12 protein-coding genes are annotated in these 15,380 nt (G+C 51.5%); 9 read left to right on the top strand and 3 right to left on the bottom strand.

Translation table 11 applies throughout. The features are described from left to right. The first annotated feature begins 126 nt into the window (after positions 1-126). Both ACT3TY_RS12080 and ACT3TY_RS12085 read left to right on the top strand, forming a co-directional pair. Positions 127-588 carry a flavodoxin gene (locus ACT3TY_RS12080; protein WP_444628406.1) on the top strand — a complete coding sequence of 154 codons (462 nt, stop codon included), beginning with the start codon at positions 127-129 and terminating at the stop codon, positions 586-588. 3 nt (positions 589-591) lie between these two features. Next, positions 592-966 carry a hypothetical protein gene (locus tag ACT3TY_RS12085; RefSeq protein ID WP_444628408.1) on the top strand — a complete coding sequence of 125 codons (375 nt, stop codon included), beginning with the start codon at positions 592-594 and terminating at the stop codon, positions 964-966. Positions 967-1,029: 63 nt separating this feature from the next. Here ACT3TY_RS12085 and ACT3TY_RS12090 read toward each other — a convergent pair whose 3' ends face one another. Next, the gene (locus ACT3TY_RS12090; protein WP_444628409.1) at positions 1,030-3,525 is read right to left on the bottom strand and encodes an EAL domain-containing protein; all 2,496 of its coding nucleotides are present in this window, start codon (positions 3,523-3,525) and stop codon (positions 1,030-1,032) included. A 241-nt stretch (positions 3,526-3,766) separates the two neighbouring features. On the opposite strand from ACT3TY_RS12090, the gene tig reads away from it, so the two are divergent. From tig to ACT3TY_RS12120, 6 genes are all read left to right on the top strand, one after another. Next, positions 3,767-5,119 carry a trigger factor gene (gene tig / locus ACT3TY_RS12095; protein WP_444628411.1) on the top strand — a complete coding sequence of 451 codons (1,353 nt, stop codon included), beginning with the start codon at positions 3,767-3,769 and terminating at the stop codon, positions 5,117-5,119. Positions 5,120-5,188: 69 nt separating this feature from the next. After that, positions 5,189-5,806 (top strand): ATP-dependent Clp endopeptidase proteolytic subunit ClpP, encoded by a 618-nt coding sequence (gene clpP / locus ACT3TY_RS12100; protein ID WP_193057203.1) that lies wholly within the window; start codon positions 5,189-5,191, stop codon positions 5,804-5,806. A gap of 74 nt (positions 5,807-5,880) precedes the next feature. Further along, positions 5,881-7,161: an ATP-dependent Clp protease ATP-binding subunit ClpX gene (clpX, locus tag ACT3TY_RS12105; RefSeq protein ID WP_172118799.1), complete on the top strand. Its 1,281-nt coding sequence runs from the start codon at positions 5,881-5,883 to the stop codon at positions 7,159-7,161. Between the two features lie 183 nt (positions 7,162-7,344). Then, a complete protein-coding gene (gene lon / locus ACT3TY_RS12110) occupies positions 7,345-9,759 on the top strand; it encodes an endopeptidase La (protein ID WP_444628412.1) in 2,415 nt (804 codons plus the stop codon). Positions 9,760-9,951: 192 nt separating this feature from the next. Beyond that, a complete protein-coding gene (locus tag ACT3TY_RS12115; protein ID WP_087111465.1) occupies positions 9,952-10,224 on the top strand; it encodes an HU family DNA-binding protein in 273 nt (90 codons plus the stop codon). Positions 10,225-10,371: 147 nt separating this feature from the next. Then, the gene (locus ACT3TY_RS12120) at positions 10,372-12,189 is read left to right on the top strand and encodes a SurA N-terminal domain-containing protein (protein WP_444628413.1); all 1,818 of its coding nucleotides are present in this window, start codon (positions 10,372-10,374) and stop codon (positions 12,187-12,189) included. A 66-nt stretch (positions 12,190-12,255) separates the two neighbouring features. On the opposite strand, the gene ACT3TY_RS12125 is transcribed toward ACT3TY_RS12120, so the two are convergent. Further along, complete coding sequence (locus tag ACT3TY_RS12125; RefSeq protein ID WP_444628415.1) at positions 12,256-13,026, bottom strand: UDP-2,3-diacylglucosamine diphosphatase; 771 nt, start codon at positions 13,024-13,026, stop codon at positions 12,256-12,258. A gap of 15 nt (positions 13,027-13,041) precedes the next feature. Further along, the gene (locus ACT3TY_RS12130; RefSeq protein ID WP_087111461.1) at positions 13,042-13,542 is read right to left on the bottom strand and encodes a peptidylprolyl isomerase; all 501 of its coding nucleotides are present in this window, start codon (positions 13,540-13,542) and stop codon (positions 13,042-13,044) included. 155 nt (positions 13,543-13,697) lie between these two features. On the opposite strand from ACT3TY_RS12130, the gene ACT3TY_RS12135 reads away from it, so the two are divergent. Beyond that, positions 13,698-15,377 carry a glutamine--tRNA ligase/YqeY domain fusion protein gene (locus ACT3TY_RS12135; protein ID WP_444628416.1) on the top strand — a complete coding sequence of 560 codons (1,680 nt, stop codon included), beginning with the start codon at positions 13,698-13,700 and terminating at the stop codon, positions 15,375-15,377. The last annotated feature ends 3 nt before the right edge of the window (positions 15,378-15,380 follow it).

Genomic DNA, 15,380 nt, shown 5'->3' on the forward strand with positions numbered 1-15,380 from the left:
CGCCACGGTGCATACAGCCTTGTCTGTTCATTTGCGAAATGTGCCGTATAAATGAAGTATGTTAATATTCCTGTAAATTCAACGGCTATTTATCAACGCCGTGACACTTAATAGGGGATAGCAACAATGCCTCAACTGAACATATTGGTTGGCACGATGTATGGCGGTGCGTTAGATGTGGCTGAGCAGGTGAAGCCATTATTCGAGCAAGCGGGCTTTGCCGTTAATATTGTTGAGCAGCCGACACTTGATGATCTAACGAGCCATGAAGATCTCTCATTATTCGTGCTCTCTACCACTGGCAGTGGTGACTTTCCCGGTAATTTTGTGCCTTTTGTGCGCAGCTTAAAAGATACAAGCCCAGCCCTTACGGAATTACGCTACGGCATGATTGCGTTAGGCGACAGCTCCTACGGTGATACATACTGTGGTGCGGGCAGAGCGCTTGATGCGTTACTTGAAGACCATGGGGCACGCCGTTTGGGTGACCGGTTGGAAATTGATGCCATGGAAACATTTATGGCAGATGATGCCGCACTACCGTGGGTCGAGACGTGGATTGAAGAGCAGCAGCTAAAGGTAGCCTAATCAATGCAGCCGATGCCTTTTTCAGCAGAGCGCATTAGTGTTGCGCTCGGTTTGTGTGTGGTGATGCTGGCATCTTTGCCGCGTTTTATGGCAGGCGGGCACAGTACCCGTCAAACGCTTATTGTGATGGGTATCGTATTGGTTGCCGGCGCGACGGTAGCGCAATGGCGTTTATTATCCCGTGACGCGCGCAAGCAATTGCCTCGTCTTTGCCTACGGTTGGTGCTCATGCTGTTAGCGGGTGCTTTAGTCATGGGGGCTTGGCACGCGCTTTTTACCACATGGATCAGCTGGGAAGTCTTTATCTCTCATGCCGCTACCTGTGGTCTTTTAATGCATGCGGTAAGTTTATGGTGGCGCCCTAAGCGTCATAAATAATCCATTAGGCCCGGTAGTAAAAAGGCAAAGGCGCCCCGCAATGGCGCCTTTATGCTGCCTGCATTAAGGAGCAAGTCGTTCTCCAAAATAATGGGCGGGCTGGGGTTTGGAAATGTAAAACCCTTGGATGAAATCGATAGCGTATTCACCCAGTAGGTCCCATTGCTGCTCCGTTTCAACGCCTTCGGCGACCACCTTCAAGCCTAGCTCACGAGCAAGGCTTGCAATTGCCGCAACGATAGCGCGGCTGTTGTGCTCCTGCTGGTGCAAGGCCTCAATAAAACTGCGATCTATTTTGAGACTTTGGGCGGGAATATTATGTAAGTAGCTTAGTGATGAGTAGCCTGTACCAAAGTCATCCAGAGCGATACCGCAACCCAGTACGCGTAATTGCTTGAGAAGGTCAGTGCCCTCTACTTGGCGATTAAGCAGCATGCTTTCGGTAAGCTCAAATGTGATCAGCGCCGGTGAAATGCTGCTGTCGCGTAATTTCCGCGAGATATGATCAACAAAATTGGGCTGCCAAAACTGCGCAGCGGATAGATTAATCGCAACAGGCACTAGCGTCCTTCCCGCAGCTTGCCACGCGCTCATATCCGCAAGCACCAGGTCGATCACCTTTTCGCCCAAGGGCAAAATCAAGCCTGAGCGCTCCGCAAGAGGGATAAATTCGCCAGGTGCTATCAACCCTTGTTGTGGGTGTGCCCAGCGAACTAATGCCTCTGCAGAAGCCAAATGGCGACTGTCGCGCTGGGCGATAGGCTGGTAAGCCATATACAGGCCATCGCCGGTTTCAAGCGCATTACGCAGCGCTGTTTCCATGCTTAATTGGTCGCGTGCCTGCTGATCGACGGCTGCCTGAAAAAGGCGATAGGTGTTTCGGCCTTCGTGTTTGGCGCGGTACATTGCCGCGTCGGCATGTTGAATCAATATTTCAGGCGTACTGCCGTCATCAGGGTACAGGCTGATGCCAATGCTGGAGCCGATGCGGAAGTTGTGGCCCTGTAATGAATAAGGGGCACTGACGGCCTCAATCAGGCGCTTGGCAACGCTAGACGCTTCGCAAAAACCGTTAATATTAGGCAGTAGCGCAATGAATTCGTCGCCACCCAGGCGGGCGAGCGTATCATCTTCTCGTAGCCTGTTTGCCATGCGCTCGGCAACGCTTAATAGAAGATCGTCTCCTAGGGCATGCCCAAGCGTGTCGTTCACCTGCTTGAAATGGTCCAAGTCGATAAACATCACTGCAAGTTGTTCTGAGGTGCGATGGGCGTGGCGGATAGCCAGGGTGATACGATCCTCAAGCAGGCGACGATTAGGTAGGCGTGTCAACACATCATAGTAGGCCAGATGGCGAATCTGCTCTTCATTTTCACGCATATGGGTGATGTCTGAGAACAGCCCAGCATAGTGCTGTGTTATACCCTGATCGTCGCAGATAGCGGTAATGGTCAGCCGCTCAAGATAGAGCTCGCCCGATTTACGTCGGTTCCATACCTCTCCTCGCCAATAGCCATCCGTTTTTAAGGTATTCCACAGTTGCTTATAGAATGTTGCGTCCTGGCGACCCGAGCCGAGTACGCTGGGCGATTTACCTAATACATCATCCAGGGTATAGCCGGTAAGATGCGTAAAGGCGGGATTTACGAATTCTATGCGTGCGTCAGCATCGGTAATAATAATGCCTTCAAGTGATGACTCAATCACGCGCTCTGCCAGCTGAAGGTTTTGATTGGAGCGCGCAAGCGCCTGATCCCGCTGTTCTAAAGCATCGCGCAAATCGCCAAGGTACAGGTGCTCTGCATCGCTTAGAATGTTGGAAAAACCTAGTAAACCGATAATATCGTTTTGGCGGTTGCGAACCGTCAGGTGTCGCACTCGGTGATCAATCAAGAGGTTTCGTGCGTTGATTAAGGGTTCGGATGCCTCAATCGACATCAATGGCTGGCTAGCCAGGTGTTTGACAGGCGTGTCATTCGACTGGTTAGCGATAAACGATACAATATCGCGCTCGGTGAGAATGCCCAGTTGATCATCGCAAAGAATAATGGCGGCATCTTGCTGATGCGTGCGCATCTGAAAGGCTGTGTCCGCTAAACTTAACGACCCATCCAATATCAATGGGTCGCATCGCATCGCGGCATGTACTTCCCTGAGGCGTAGATAAGGCTCTAACCCTTGGTTAACGGCGATATCCGTTTGCGACAAAATTCCGACGGGCTTCTGTTTATCATTCAGCACTAGAAGATGACGCAGCTTATGCGTATTGAGGAGTAGGGCGGCCTCGCTAAGCAACATTTGATGCGGCGCGGTATGCACGGGTGATGTCATAAATTCCGCGATCGGCCGCATTAGAACCGAGGGCGTGCTGAAATTGATCATCAAGGCGTCATGCTCTGTCCAAATACCTAACGCTTGGTGGTTCTCCATAATGACAATAGAGCTGCAGTGGCGCTTCGCCATACGCTTTGCCGCTTGGCAAAGCGGGATGTCGGGTGTGCAGTGCAAAATGCTGGTTTGCATAATGCGTGAAATAGGTAAGTCTTGATGAATAGTCATGAGTATCGTTACGATAGCCAGTAAAGGTTGCTAAGTGGCAGGTAGCCTATCGTAATGAGCACGTAATTCTTTGTCCGAGGTCTAAAAGTAATAAATTAGTCACTTATTCCCTTGTAATTAACCGCAGCGCCCCCATCTTGCGAGCATGGCGCTTGCCACCGTGCGCTAGGGTTCTTAAAATTGCCCCTTGGAATTTATTTAAACACTGTTAATACAACGCCCAGCCGCTAGAGGACAATTCATGCAAGTTTCCGTCGAGACGACCTCCCAGATCGAACGCCGTATTTCTATCCAAGTACCGGCTGCCGAAATCGACGAGGCTGTCAGTGCTCGCCTGATAGACACCGCGAAAAACGTGCGGCTGAATGGTTTTCGCCAAGGCCGGGTACCAATGTCTGTTGTCCGCCAACGCTATAGCGACAGCGTTCGCAGTGAAGTAGTGGGCGAGGTAATGCGTGAACGTTACGTACGTGCCATCACTGAAGAAGGCCTTAACCCGGCTGGCTACCCTCAGATTGAGCCGCAAATTAATGAAGCCGGTAAAGATCTTGAATTCGTAGCGATCATGGAAATTTATCCGCAGATCGAGTTGACCTCTATCGAAGGCACTGACGTTGAGCGCCCGGTGGTTAGCGTAAGCGATGCTGACGTTGATGAAATGATCGAGACGCTGCGTAAACAAAATGCCGATTGGCAAGATGCGGATACACCGGCAGCAGATGGCGATCAGGTAACGATTGATTTTAAAGGTTTCCTGGGCGATGAGCCGTTTGAAGGCGGTAGTGCTGAAGGTCACGCGCTAGTGATTGGCTCCAACAGCTTTATCCCAGGCTTTGAAGAGCAGTTAATCGGTGCCAAGGCTGGCGAAGAGAAAACCATCAAGGTTACTTTCCCGGAAGATTACCAGGCCGAGCATCTGGCAGGTAAGGAAGCCACCTTCAATGTAACGGTGCATAAAGTCAGCACGCAGAAGCTGCCTGAAATTGACGCTGCTTTCATTGAGCGCTTTGGCGTAGACGATGGCGACCAGGATAAATTCCGCGCTGAAATCAAAAAGAACATGACGCGTGAGGCGACTCAGGCCGTTGATAATCGTGTTAAGCAGCAGGTGCTGGACGCGCTTAAAGAAGCCAACGACATTCTGGTGCCAAGCTCGTTAGTTCAGCAAGAAACGGATGCAATGAAGCGTCAGGCTGCTCAACAGTTTGGCCTTGGCGAAGACTTTGATGTTAGCCAGCTGCCCAATGAGCTTTTTGAAGAGCAGGCCAAGGGCCGCGTTCAAGTAGGTCTTTTGCTGGCTGAAGTGATCAAGGTCAATGAGCTTGACGCTGACGATGCTGCGATTAAAGCAAAAGTTGAAGAGCTGGCCGAGCAGTACCAGGACCCTTCTGAGGTTGTTGAGTACTACATGAGCAACGACCAGCTGAAAACGCAGGTTAAGTCTGCCATTCTCGAAGAGAAAGCGGTCGATAAACTGCTTGAGCAAACGAACGTTAAAGACGTTGAAATGTCTTATCAGCAAGCATTAGCTGCCGCTCAGCAGCAGGCTGCACAAGACGAGGGTGCTGAAGAAGGCGAGAAAGCAGGCGCCTAAGCAATCCCATCAGCGCGGCGCACTGTTCTCGGTGCGCCTTTCCCTTATCGGACGCAAGGAATCACCCAAATGAGTGGATTTGATATTCAAAACGCCGGCGGTTTAGTGCCCATGGTGGTTGAGCAGAGCGCCAAAGGGGAAAGAGCCTACGATATTTACTCGCGTCTGCTAAAAGAGCGTGTCATTTTCCTGGTAGGCCCTGTTGAAGACTACATGGCTAACCTTGTGGTCGCTCAGATGTTGTTCCTTGAGTCGGAAAACCCCGACAAGGATATCCATCTTTATATCAACTCGCCGGGTGGCTCGGTAACGGCAGGCATGTCGATTTATGACACCATGCAGTTTATTAAGCCCGATGTATCAACCGTATGTATTGGTCAAGCGGCCAGTATGGGCGCGCTGCTTTTAACAGCAGGCGCAGCCGGTAAGCGTTACTGCTTGCCTAATTCACGGGTCATGATTCATCAGCCGCTGGGGGGGTATCAAGGTCAGGCATCTGACATTGAAATCCATACCCGCGAGATTCTGGGAATCCGCGAAAAGTTGAATCAGATTCTTGCGCATCATACCGGTCAGGATCTGGAAGCGGTTGCCCGTGATACCGACCGTGACAACTTCATGAGCGCCAATAAAGCTCAAGAGTATGGCTTGATTGACGCAGTGCTGGATAAGCGGCCTACATCCTGATAGCGTGATGAGGTTTTGCTTTTCTAACGAGCTTTTATGGCGGTGGAAGCCGCCGCAGTGACAGAGGTACGCTAATGGCCGACGGCAAAGGCAAGGATGAAGGTGGTAAATTACTTTACTGCTCGTTCTGTGGAAAAAACCAGAACGAAGTACGTAAACTGATTGCTGGCCCGTCCGTATATATCTGCGATGAGTGTGTCGACTTGTGTAATGACATCATTCGCGAGGAAGTTCTCGAAGCCGATGCCGAGAGCGATGAGGAGCGTTTACCTACGCCTCGCGAAATACGTCATACCCTGGACGATTACGTCATTGGACAAGACCGCGCCAAAATGGTGCTGTCCGTAGCGGTTTATAACCACTACAAGCGTCTGAGACCGGACGTACGTGAAGGCGATGTTGAATTAGGTAAATCCAATATTCTGCTCATCGGCCCCACTGGTAGTGGTAAAACATTGCTAGCGGAGACCATGGCACGTTTATTAAACGTACCTTTCACCATTGCGGATGCAACAACGCTGACCGAAGCGGGTTATGTGGGTGAAGATGTTGAAAACATCATCCAGAAGCTGCTTCAAAAGTGTGACTACGATGTAGAGAAGGCCGAGCGCGGCATTGTATATATCGATGAAATTGACAAAATTTCTCGTAAGTCCGACAACCCGTCTATCACGCGTGATGTATCGGGTGAAGGTGTACAGCAGGCGTTACTCAAACTAATCGAAGGCACGACGGCTTCTGTGCCGCCTCAGGGTGGCCGCAAGCATCCGCAGCAAGAGTTTGTTCAGGTAAATACCGGTAACATACTGTTTATTGTGGGCGGCGCTTTCGCGGGTCTGGACAAGGTTATACGTGACCGGGCTGAAAAGGGCGGGATCGGTTTTAACGCCAGCGTTAAGAGCAAAGAGTCAGCACGTGGTGTCGGTGAGCTGCTTGCAGACGTTGAGCCGGAAGACCTGGTGAAGTTCGGTTTGATTCCAGAGTTTGTTGGACGCCTACCGGTCATTGCTACGTTGACGGAGCTTACCGAAGACGCGTTGATCCAGATTTTGACAGAGCCCAAAAACTCGCTCATCAAGCAGTATGGAAAGCTCTTCGAAATGGAAGGCGTGACGCTTGAGTTTAGAGACGAAGCGTTGCGAGCGGTTGCTGCGAAGGCGATGGAGCGGAAGACAGGTGCACGCGGCCTGCGCTCTATCCTTGAGTCGGTATTGCTTGACACCATGTATGAAATTCCATCACTGGAAAATGTCAGCAAGGTGGTTATCGATGCATCGGTAATCGCAGGTGAAAGCGAGCCGCTCTTGATGTATTCAAAGCAGGAAGATGCTCGCGTTGATGGCACGGATGGCTAGTAATAGGCCAACGGCGTGACTTCAGCCGCTTGCGCTAAACCAAGGGGTCGCCTAGGCGGCCCCTTGTTGTTCATGGGTGTCACTGCGTAGTTTGCTCTACACTGCGTAGTACTTTTCATACAGTGATGTACTTGCCTTGGTGTTCCATCAAGTACTCTTCCGATTTGTTGAGGAACGTCTGCGATGCAGCAGAACGCCGAACAGACTCAATGTCTACCTTTATTGCCGTTGCGGGACGTCGTCGTGTATCCGCAAATGGTTATCCCTCTGTTTGTAGGACGTGAAAAGTCGATTCAGGCGCTTGAAGCTGCGATGGAAGCTGATAAGCGCGTATTGCTAGTGGCTCAGCGAGAAGCTGCCCAGGATGAGCCGGACAATGCTGACCTCTACGCCATGGGCACTGTGGCGGACATTATGCAGCTGCTCAAGCTTCCCGATGGCACTGTAAAAGTGTTGATTGAAGGCAGCTTTCGCGCGGATGTACTGGACATCGAAGAGAACGAAGCGGGCTATACGCAAGCCCATCTTTCTCCTCGAGAGAGCGAGCCCTTAACCAGCCGCGAGCAGGAAGCGCTGGTACGCGTGCTGCTTAATCAGTTCGAGCAGTACGTTAAACTGTCGAAAAAAGTGCCCAATGAGGTGCTTAACTCGCTTTCCGGGATTGAAGATCCAAGCCGACTAGTGGACACCATCTGTGCTCATTTATCGCTAAAAATTGGCGATAAACAGGAGCTTTTAGAGATGGATCGGGTGCGCGATCGTATTGAGCATCTGATGGCCTTAATCGAATCTGAAATTGATCTGCTTCAAGTAGAAAAGCGCATCCGCTCTCGTGTTAAAGAGCAGATGGAAAAGACCCAGCGCGAGTACTACTTAAACGAGCAGATGAAAGCCATTCAGAAGGAGATGGGCGAGCTCGACAACGTACCAAATGAAGCCGAAAAGTACGAGAAAGCGATCAAAGAGTCGGGCATGCCACAAGAGGCTGCTGATAAAGCGACTCAAGAGCTGAACAAGCTGAAAATGATGGCTGCTAACTCTGCAGAATCGACCGTCGTGCGCTCCTACCTGGATTGGCTGATAGCGGTCCCTTGGAAAAAGCGTACGCGCGTGAAGCATGATCTTGTGAAAGCGCAAGAAGTGCTTGATGAGGACCATTACGGCCTCGAAGAGGTAAAAGCACGTATCCTTGAGTACTTGGCTGTACAAAAGCGCGTACGCAAGATGAAAGGCCCTGTGCTGTGCCTGGTAGGCCCACCGGGGGTGGGTAAGACCTCGCTGGGCCAATCTATCGCGCGGGCGACCAATCGCAAGTATGTGCGCTTGGCATTGGGCGGAGTGCGGGATGAGTCGGAGATTCGTGGCCATCGACGTACTTATATTGGTTCATTGCCCGGTAAGCTAATGCAGCGCATGAGCCGTGCAGGTGTCAAGAATCCACTGTTCCTGCTGGATGAAGTGGATAAGCTCGGCATGGATCATCGTGGCGACCCAGCCTCAGCACTTTTGGAAGTATTGGATCCTGAGCAAAATAACAGCTTCAGCGATCACTATCTGGAACTGGATTACGACCTTTCAGAGACGCTGTTCATCTGTACGGCCAATTCGATGAATATTCCTGGCCCGCTTTTGGACCGTATGGAAATTATTCGTCTGCCAGGCTATACCGAAGATGAAAAGCTGGCGATTGCCAAGCGTTATCTGTTGCCGAAGCAGCTCGCTGCCAATGGACTGAAGACAGATGAGCTGGCACTTCAGGATGATGCGCTGCTGGAGCTTATTCGCTACTACTCGCGTGAAGCGGGGGTGCGTGAACTTGAACGCCAGATTGCTAAAGTCTGCCGTAAAGTGCTTCGCGAGCGCTTGGAGCGTAAAGACCTCGAAGAGACGCAAACCCTTTCTGCTGAGCAAATTGAAGCCTATGCCGGCGTACGACGTTACAGCTACGGGCTGGCTGAGCAGGACGACCAGATTGGCCGTGTAACAGGGCTTGCGTGGACATCAGTCGGTGGAGAGCTTCTCAGCATTGAGTCTGTGGTGACGCCAGGTAAAGGGCGAATTAACAAAACGGGCTCGCTCGGCGATGTAATGAAAGAGTCCGTTAGTGCCGCGCAAACCGTTGTTAAGGCGCGTGCTCACGGGTTCGGTATTGACCCTGTGCGTTTTGAGAATGAAGACCTGCATATCCATGTGCCAGAAGGGGCTACGCCTAAAGATGGCCCCAGCGCTGGTGTCGCGATGGTAACGGCTATGGTGTCGGCCTATACGCAGCGTGCAGTGCGCTGTGATGTGGCGATGACCGGTGAAGTTAACCTTCGGGGCGAGGTGTTGCCGATAGGCGGCCTGAAGGAGAAATTGCTGGCAGCCCGTCGCGGTGGTATAAAGACCGTCTTGATTCCTGAAGAAAATCGTCGTGATCTCAAGGAAGTACCGGAAAATATCAAGGGTGCACTTGATATTCGTCCGGTACGCTGGATAGATGATGTATTGGCGGTGGCGCTAGTGAGCGATGAAAACGATGATGGCACGTCTTTAAAAAGTGCTGAAAAGGGTGCTAAAACATCGTTTACTTCCTCCACCGTAGCCAATACACACTAATATTAAAGCCATTGGTCTTTAATGTTTACTTAAAGAATTTGCCCAAAGCCTTGTGCAGCGGGCATTCCACGGTGTGTTTGCTTGACAGGTGTTTCAAGGCATTGCTATAAAACGCAGCTATGCTTTGAGGTCTTACCTTCTGGTGGCCATGCCGTACAGAGCCATTTTTTTGAAACAGTTAAGGGGTGAAGTGTGAATAAGTCTGAGCTGATTGAAGCCATTGCCGCGTCTGCCGATATTCCTAAAGCAGCGGCAACCCGCGCATTGGATGCCATGGTGGAGTCTGTCACCGATAGCCTCAAAAAAGGTGAAAGCGTTTCACTGGTAGGTTTTGGTACCTTCGCTATTAAAGAGCGTGCTGCGCGTACAGGCCGTAACCCGCAGACGGGCCAGCCTATCGAAATTAAAGCGGCGAAAGTACCTGGCTTCAAAGCAGGCAAGGCGCTGAAAGACGCCGTTAATTAATTGTTCTGTGTTTATGTAATCTAATGGGCGCATCGCATCCGCGATGCGCCCATGTTATTTTTTGGCCTGGTATTTAAGGGGTTATCCGAAAACGATTTCGGGCAACGTGAAGGTTTATTTATATGGCTGTGTTTATCTGAGGCTAGCATGCTGCAAAGTATTCGAAATGGCTCCAGAAGCTGGGGCGCCAAAATTATTATCGGTCTCATGGTGGCTGCCATGGCGCTGTTTGGGGTGGAATCACTGTTTAGTGTGTTTGGCAGCGATCCCAATGAAGTCGCAAGTGTCAATGGCCAGCCCATCATGCGTCAGCAGGTTGAGCTGGAGGTGCAGCGAGCGCTTCGGTCAGGCCAGGTTCCGCCGGAACAAGAGCGTGCGTTGCGCAATGATATGCTGGACCAGTTGATCACCCAGCAACTGCTTACTCAGTACGCTGATGACGGCGGGTTCTACGTCTCCGATGCACAGTTAGACCAAATTATTGTAGGCCTCCCCGAGTTTCATGATCAAAATGGTCATTTCTCGGCCGACATTTTCCGTAACCGGCTAGCGGGTGCAGGCTATTCACCTGTCTCGTTTCGTCAGGACTTGCGCGTCGACATTAAGCGTCAGCATTTGCAGCAAGGCTTGGCATTCAGCGATTTTAGCCTGCCCAGCGAACAGGCTCGTTTGGCCGAGTTACAAAATCAGCAGCGCAGTTTTCGCTATGTGCTGATGAACAACGACGACGTAGATGTTGATATCAATGTCACCGACGAGCAGGTACAGGCTTACTATGATGCCCATCAGGAGCGTTTCGAGCGGCCTGAGCAGGTACGCGTTGAGTATGTGCTGATTGATCGCCAAGCCATGGCTGCTGAAAGTGAAATTGATGAAGAGACGCTTCGCCAGGCGTGGCGTGAACAGAATCAAAATGCAGATCGGCGTATTTCACATATCATGGTGACCTTTGGTGATGAACGTTCCCGTGAAGAAGCACGCAGCATTGCTGACACTGCTTATGATGACCTGGAAGATGGCGAATCCTTTGCTGATACGGTACTCCGCTACTCTGATGACACAGCAAGTGCCGAGGAAGGAGGCGATCTAGGTACGATTTCGCGCGGTATTTTCGGCAATGCATTTGATGAGGCTGCATTCTCTCTTGCTGAAGGCGAAACGTCGCAGGTCGTTGAAGTTGATGGTGCCTTCCACATTCTGCGAGTGACCGATGTTGATGCCCCCTCGTTTGAAGAGCAGCGCGACACTCTGCGTCAAAACGTGGCGTTAGGAGAAGTTAACGATACGTTTAACGCTAACGTCCAGCAGCTGATTGACCAGAGCTTTGCTGCGGACGATTTGCAAAGCGTCGCTGATGATATTGGTTTAACGTTGACGCAGACCGATTGGCTCGCGCGTGGTGAAGGCGAAGGCGTTCTTTCGGAGCCGGGCGTGCTGGATGAAGCCTTCAGCGAAGAGGTGCTGACTGATGGCTATAACAGTGAAGTGATTGAGCTCGACGATGATCGACGCTTGGTCTTGCGTGTGGCCGAACACCGTGAAGCGACGTTGATAAGCCTGGATGACGTTCGCGATGAGGTAGAGCAGTCCGTTGCCGCCCAGCAGCGTCAACAAGCCATGCTTGAGCAGGCTCAAGCAATGACAGCTTCGCTTAATGCGGGTGAGACGCTCGACGTCAATTGGCTTGAAGCCACTAACGTTAGTCGTCAGCAGAATAGTTCTTTGCCTCAAGGGTTGGTGTCGGAAGTCTTCCGTATGCCGAATCCGGATGAAGGTGAAAGCCAGTACCGGGCTGTTACGCTGTCGCAAGATGTTGCGGTCATCGCGTTGGATGACGTATCGGCAGGCGAAGATAATGATCAAATAGCGGGTTTTGTCGCGCAAATGGCTGAGCAGTTAAGAGCCCAAGCAGTGATCCAGGGCTTGATTGACACCCTGTATCAGGATGCGGATATCAAGCGCTAACGTTTCAGGTATGAATAAAAAAGCCGATCATCGATTGATCGGCTTTTTTGTGTTTGCTGAAGGCAGTTACGCCGCGGGCGGCGTGGCCAAGGAGAATTGACGTAGCTTGGGTTCAGGGCGGTCAGACTCCTCGATAATCACGTCCCAGCCGTGCTGGTCATCCCAGTCACCCAGTACAAAGCGTTTGGCGGGTACGTCCTCCACCGTAAGATCATGAACCTTAGGGCGGTGCGTATGGCCATGGATCATGGTGGCAACGCCATAGCGCTCCATTAGTTGCACGACTTCAGCATGGGTCACGTCCATAATCGCTTCGGCTTTGTTGGCGTTGGCATCACCTGATTGCAGGCGTAGGCTTTTGGCAAGCTCCAGGCGCTGCTCAAGAGGCAGCGCTAGAATCTGTGCTTGCCATTCAGGATTGCGCGACTGCTGCCTGAATGCCATATAGGCGTCATCCTGGGTGCACAGGCTGTCGCCATGCAGCAGCACAAGCGGCACACCTTCCAACTCCACTTCCTGCACATCGGAGAGAAGTGTTGCCTGGCAGGCATTAACAAACCGGTCGCCCAGCAGAAAGTCACGATTACCATGGGACAGATAAATAGCTGTGCCGTCATCGCTCAGCTTGTGTAACCGCTGGATGACCTCAAGCGCCACGGCGCTAAGGGGATGCTGAGTGTCGAGTAAGTCATCGCCAATCCACGCATCAAAAAGATCACCCAAAATATAAAGGGCGCTTGCGCCCTGGGCGGTTTGTTCTAGATAGCGATAAAACCCCTGATTGATCTCAGGGGTGTCGCTGCTTAAGTGCATGTCAGCTACAAGCAGTGTGCGCATGATGCTCCCGAAGAGTTATTCTGCTTCTTTTACATAAGCACGCTCAATGATCACATCTTCCGCAGGCACATCCGCATGCATGCCACGGCGGGTTGTGCTCACACCCTTAATGGCATTGACCACGTCCATACCATCAACTACTTCACCAAAAACGGCGTAACCCCAACCTTGAAGACTTTTTCCGCTGTGATCTAAAAAGCCGTTGTCGCCAACATTAATAAAAAACTGGCCAGTCGCCGAATGGGGGTCTTGCGTTCGAGCCATGGCAAGCGTGCCGATGGTGTTCTTTAAGCCATTATCCGCTTCATTCTCGATTGAATCACGTGTCGGCTTTTGGTTGAAGTCCTGATCAAAGCCACCGCCTTGCACCATAAACCCGTCAATGACGCGGTGAAACAGTGTGCCATCGTAAAATCCATCACGAACATACTGCTCGAAGTTAGCCGCTGTTACCGGCGCTTTTTCATGATTAAGCGCGATAGTAATGTCACCGTGGTTTGTCTGTAATACGATCATGAATAAATTCCTGTTCAATGAAGACGTTCGCCTTGGCGCTGTGCATCGGCGTCACGCTATAATAGCGGTTTTGCTTGGCACCGCGAAGCGCTAACCTGATAGCGTAAGCAGAGGTTGCTTGGCACGCCATCCACCACGAGGTTTTCAACACCACCATGACCAACGAGACCACCCCAGCGCCGAACTTCATTCGCAACCAAGTACGCGACGAGATCGAGGGCGGCCAGGTCACAAAAATCGTGACGCGTTTCCCCCCAGAGCCGAACGGTTTTCTGCACATCGGCCACGCAAAGTCGATCTGCTTAAATTTCGGATTGGCGGAGCAAATGGGTGGTGAGTGTCATCTGCGTTTTGACGACACCAACCCGGCGAAAGAAGAGCAGGCTTATATTGATGCCATCAAAGAAGACGTCAGTTGGTTAGGTTTTAGCTGGGCGGGGCCCGTTCGTTTTGCTTCTGACTACTTTGACCAGCTTTATGCCTGGGCACAGCATTTAATTCGCGAAGGCAAAGCCTACGTGGATGATCTCTCTCCCGATGAGATTCGTGAGTATCGCGGTACGTTAACGGCTCCTGGTAAGCCAAGCCCTTATCGCGAACGTAGCGTTGAGGAGAACCTGGATTTGCTGGAGCGTATGCGCGTTGGCGAATTTGGCGAAAGTGAAAAAGTGCTGCGTGCCAAAATCGATATGGCATCACCTAATATCAACTTGCGTGATCCCATCTTGTATCGCATTCGTCATGCGAATCATCACCAAACCGGCGATAAATGGAAAATTTATCCTTCCTACGACTTCACTCATGGGCAGTCGGATGCGATTGAAGGTATCACCCACTCAATCTGTACGCTGGAATTTGAAGACCACCGTCCGCTATATGAGTGGTTCCTGAATAATCTCCCGGTTCCCGCTAAACCACGTCAGATTGAGTTTGCTCGCTTAAACCTGGATTACACGCTGACCTCTAAACGCAAATTGAAACTGTTGGTGGACGAGCAGATCGTAGACGGCTGGGATGACCCACGGATGCCGACGATTTCCGGCATGCGCCGCCGTGGTTATACCGCCGCTTCTATTCGTAAATTCTGCGAAATGATCGGCGTGACGCGTGCTGATGGCGGGCTTGTCGATATCGCCATGCTGACCCACGCTATTCGCTCGGACCTTGAAGATAACGCGCCGCGTGCCATGTGCGTGCTGAAACCGCTCAAGGTCGTACTGACTAATGTGGCAGAAGACCACGAGGAAGTGTACGACGTGCCGGGACACCCCGCGCGTGACGACATGCCGATGCGTAAGGTACCGTTTGGTCGCGAGCTGTACATTGACCAGGATGACTTCATGGAAGATGCACCCAAGAAGTTCTTCCGCTTGGCGCCAGGCAAGGAAGTTCGCTTGCGCAACAGCTACGTCATCCGGTGTGACGAGGTGATCAAGAACGACGCCGGTGAAGTGGTTGAGCTGCACTGTTCGGTGGACTTCGACACGCTCGGCAAAAACCCGGAAGGGCGCAAGGTGAAAGGCGTGGTTCACTGGGTCAGCGCCACTCACGGTGTGCCCATAGAAGTGCGTCTGTATGACAATCTGTTCATGGTCGAGCAACCGGACCGTGACAAGGATGTCGATTTCCTTGAGCACCTGAACCCAGAATCATTGGTCATCTGCCAAGCAATCGGCGAGCCAAGTCTGGCCGAAGCCGTGCCGGAAGATCGTTTCCAGTTTGAACGCATGGGTTACTTCTGTGCTGACCGTCATCTCTCCAAGCCGGGGCAACTGGTGTTTAACCGTACCGTAGGGTTGAAAGATAGCTGGGCGAAAATCAAACAGAAAGGTTAAGGA

This window comes from Halomonas sp. AOP22-C1-8, assembly GCF_052378905.1.
Lineage (GTDB): Bacteria > Pseudomonadota > Gammaproteobacteria > Pseudomonadales > Halomonadaceae > Vreelandella > Vreelandella citrativorans.

Coding starts and splice junctions, on each gene's coding strand:
- ACT3TY_RS12080 (WP_444628406.1), top strand. CDS start 127: ATGCCTCAACTGAACATATTGGTTGGCACGATGTATGGCGGTGCGTTA.
- ACT3TY_RS12085 (WP_444628408.1), top strand. CDS start 592: ATGCAGCCGATGCCTTTTTCAGCAGAGCGCATTAGTGTTGCGCTCGGT.
- ACT3TY_RS12090 (WP_444628409.1), bottom strand. CDS start 3,525: ATGACTATTCATCAAGACTTACCTATTTCACGCATTATGCAAACCAGC.
- tig (WP_444628411.1), top strand. CDS start 3,767: ATGCAAGTTTCCGTCGAGACGACCTCCCAGATCGAACGCCGTATTTCT.
- clpP (WP_193057203.1), top strand. CDS start 5,189: ATGAGTGGATTTGATATTCAAAACGCCGGCGGTTTAGTGCCCATGGTG.
- clpX (WP_172118799.1), top strand. CDS start 5,881: ATGGCCGACGGCAAAGGCAAGGATGAAGGTGGTAAATTACTTTACTGC.
- lon (WP_444628412.1), top strand. CDS start 7,345: ATGCAGCAGAACGCCGAACAGACTCAATGTCTACCTTTATTGCCGTTG.
- ACT3TY_RS12120 (WP_444628413.1), top strand. CDS start 10,372: ATGCTGCAAAGTATTCGAAATGGCTCCAGAAGCTGGGGCGCCAAAATT.
- ACT3TY_RS12125 (WP_444628415.1), bottom strand. CDS start 13,026: ATGCGCACACTGCTTGTAGCTGACATGCACTTAAGCAGCGACACCCCT.
- ACT3TY_RS12130 (WP_087111461.1), bottom strand. CDS start 13,542: ATGATCGTATTACAGACAAACCACGGTGACATTACTATCGCGCTTAAT.
- ACT3TY_RS12135 (WP_444628416.1), top strand. CDS start 13,698: ATGACCAACGAGACCACCCCAGCGCCGAACTTCATTCGCAACCAAGTA.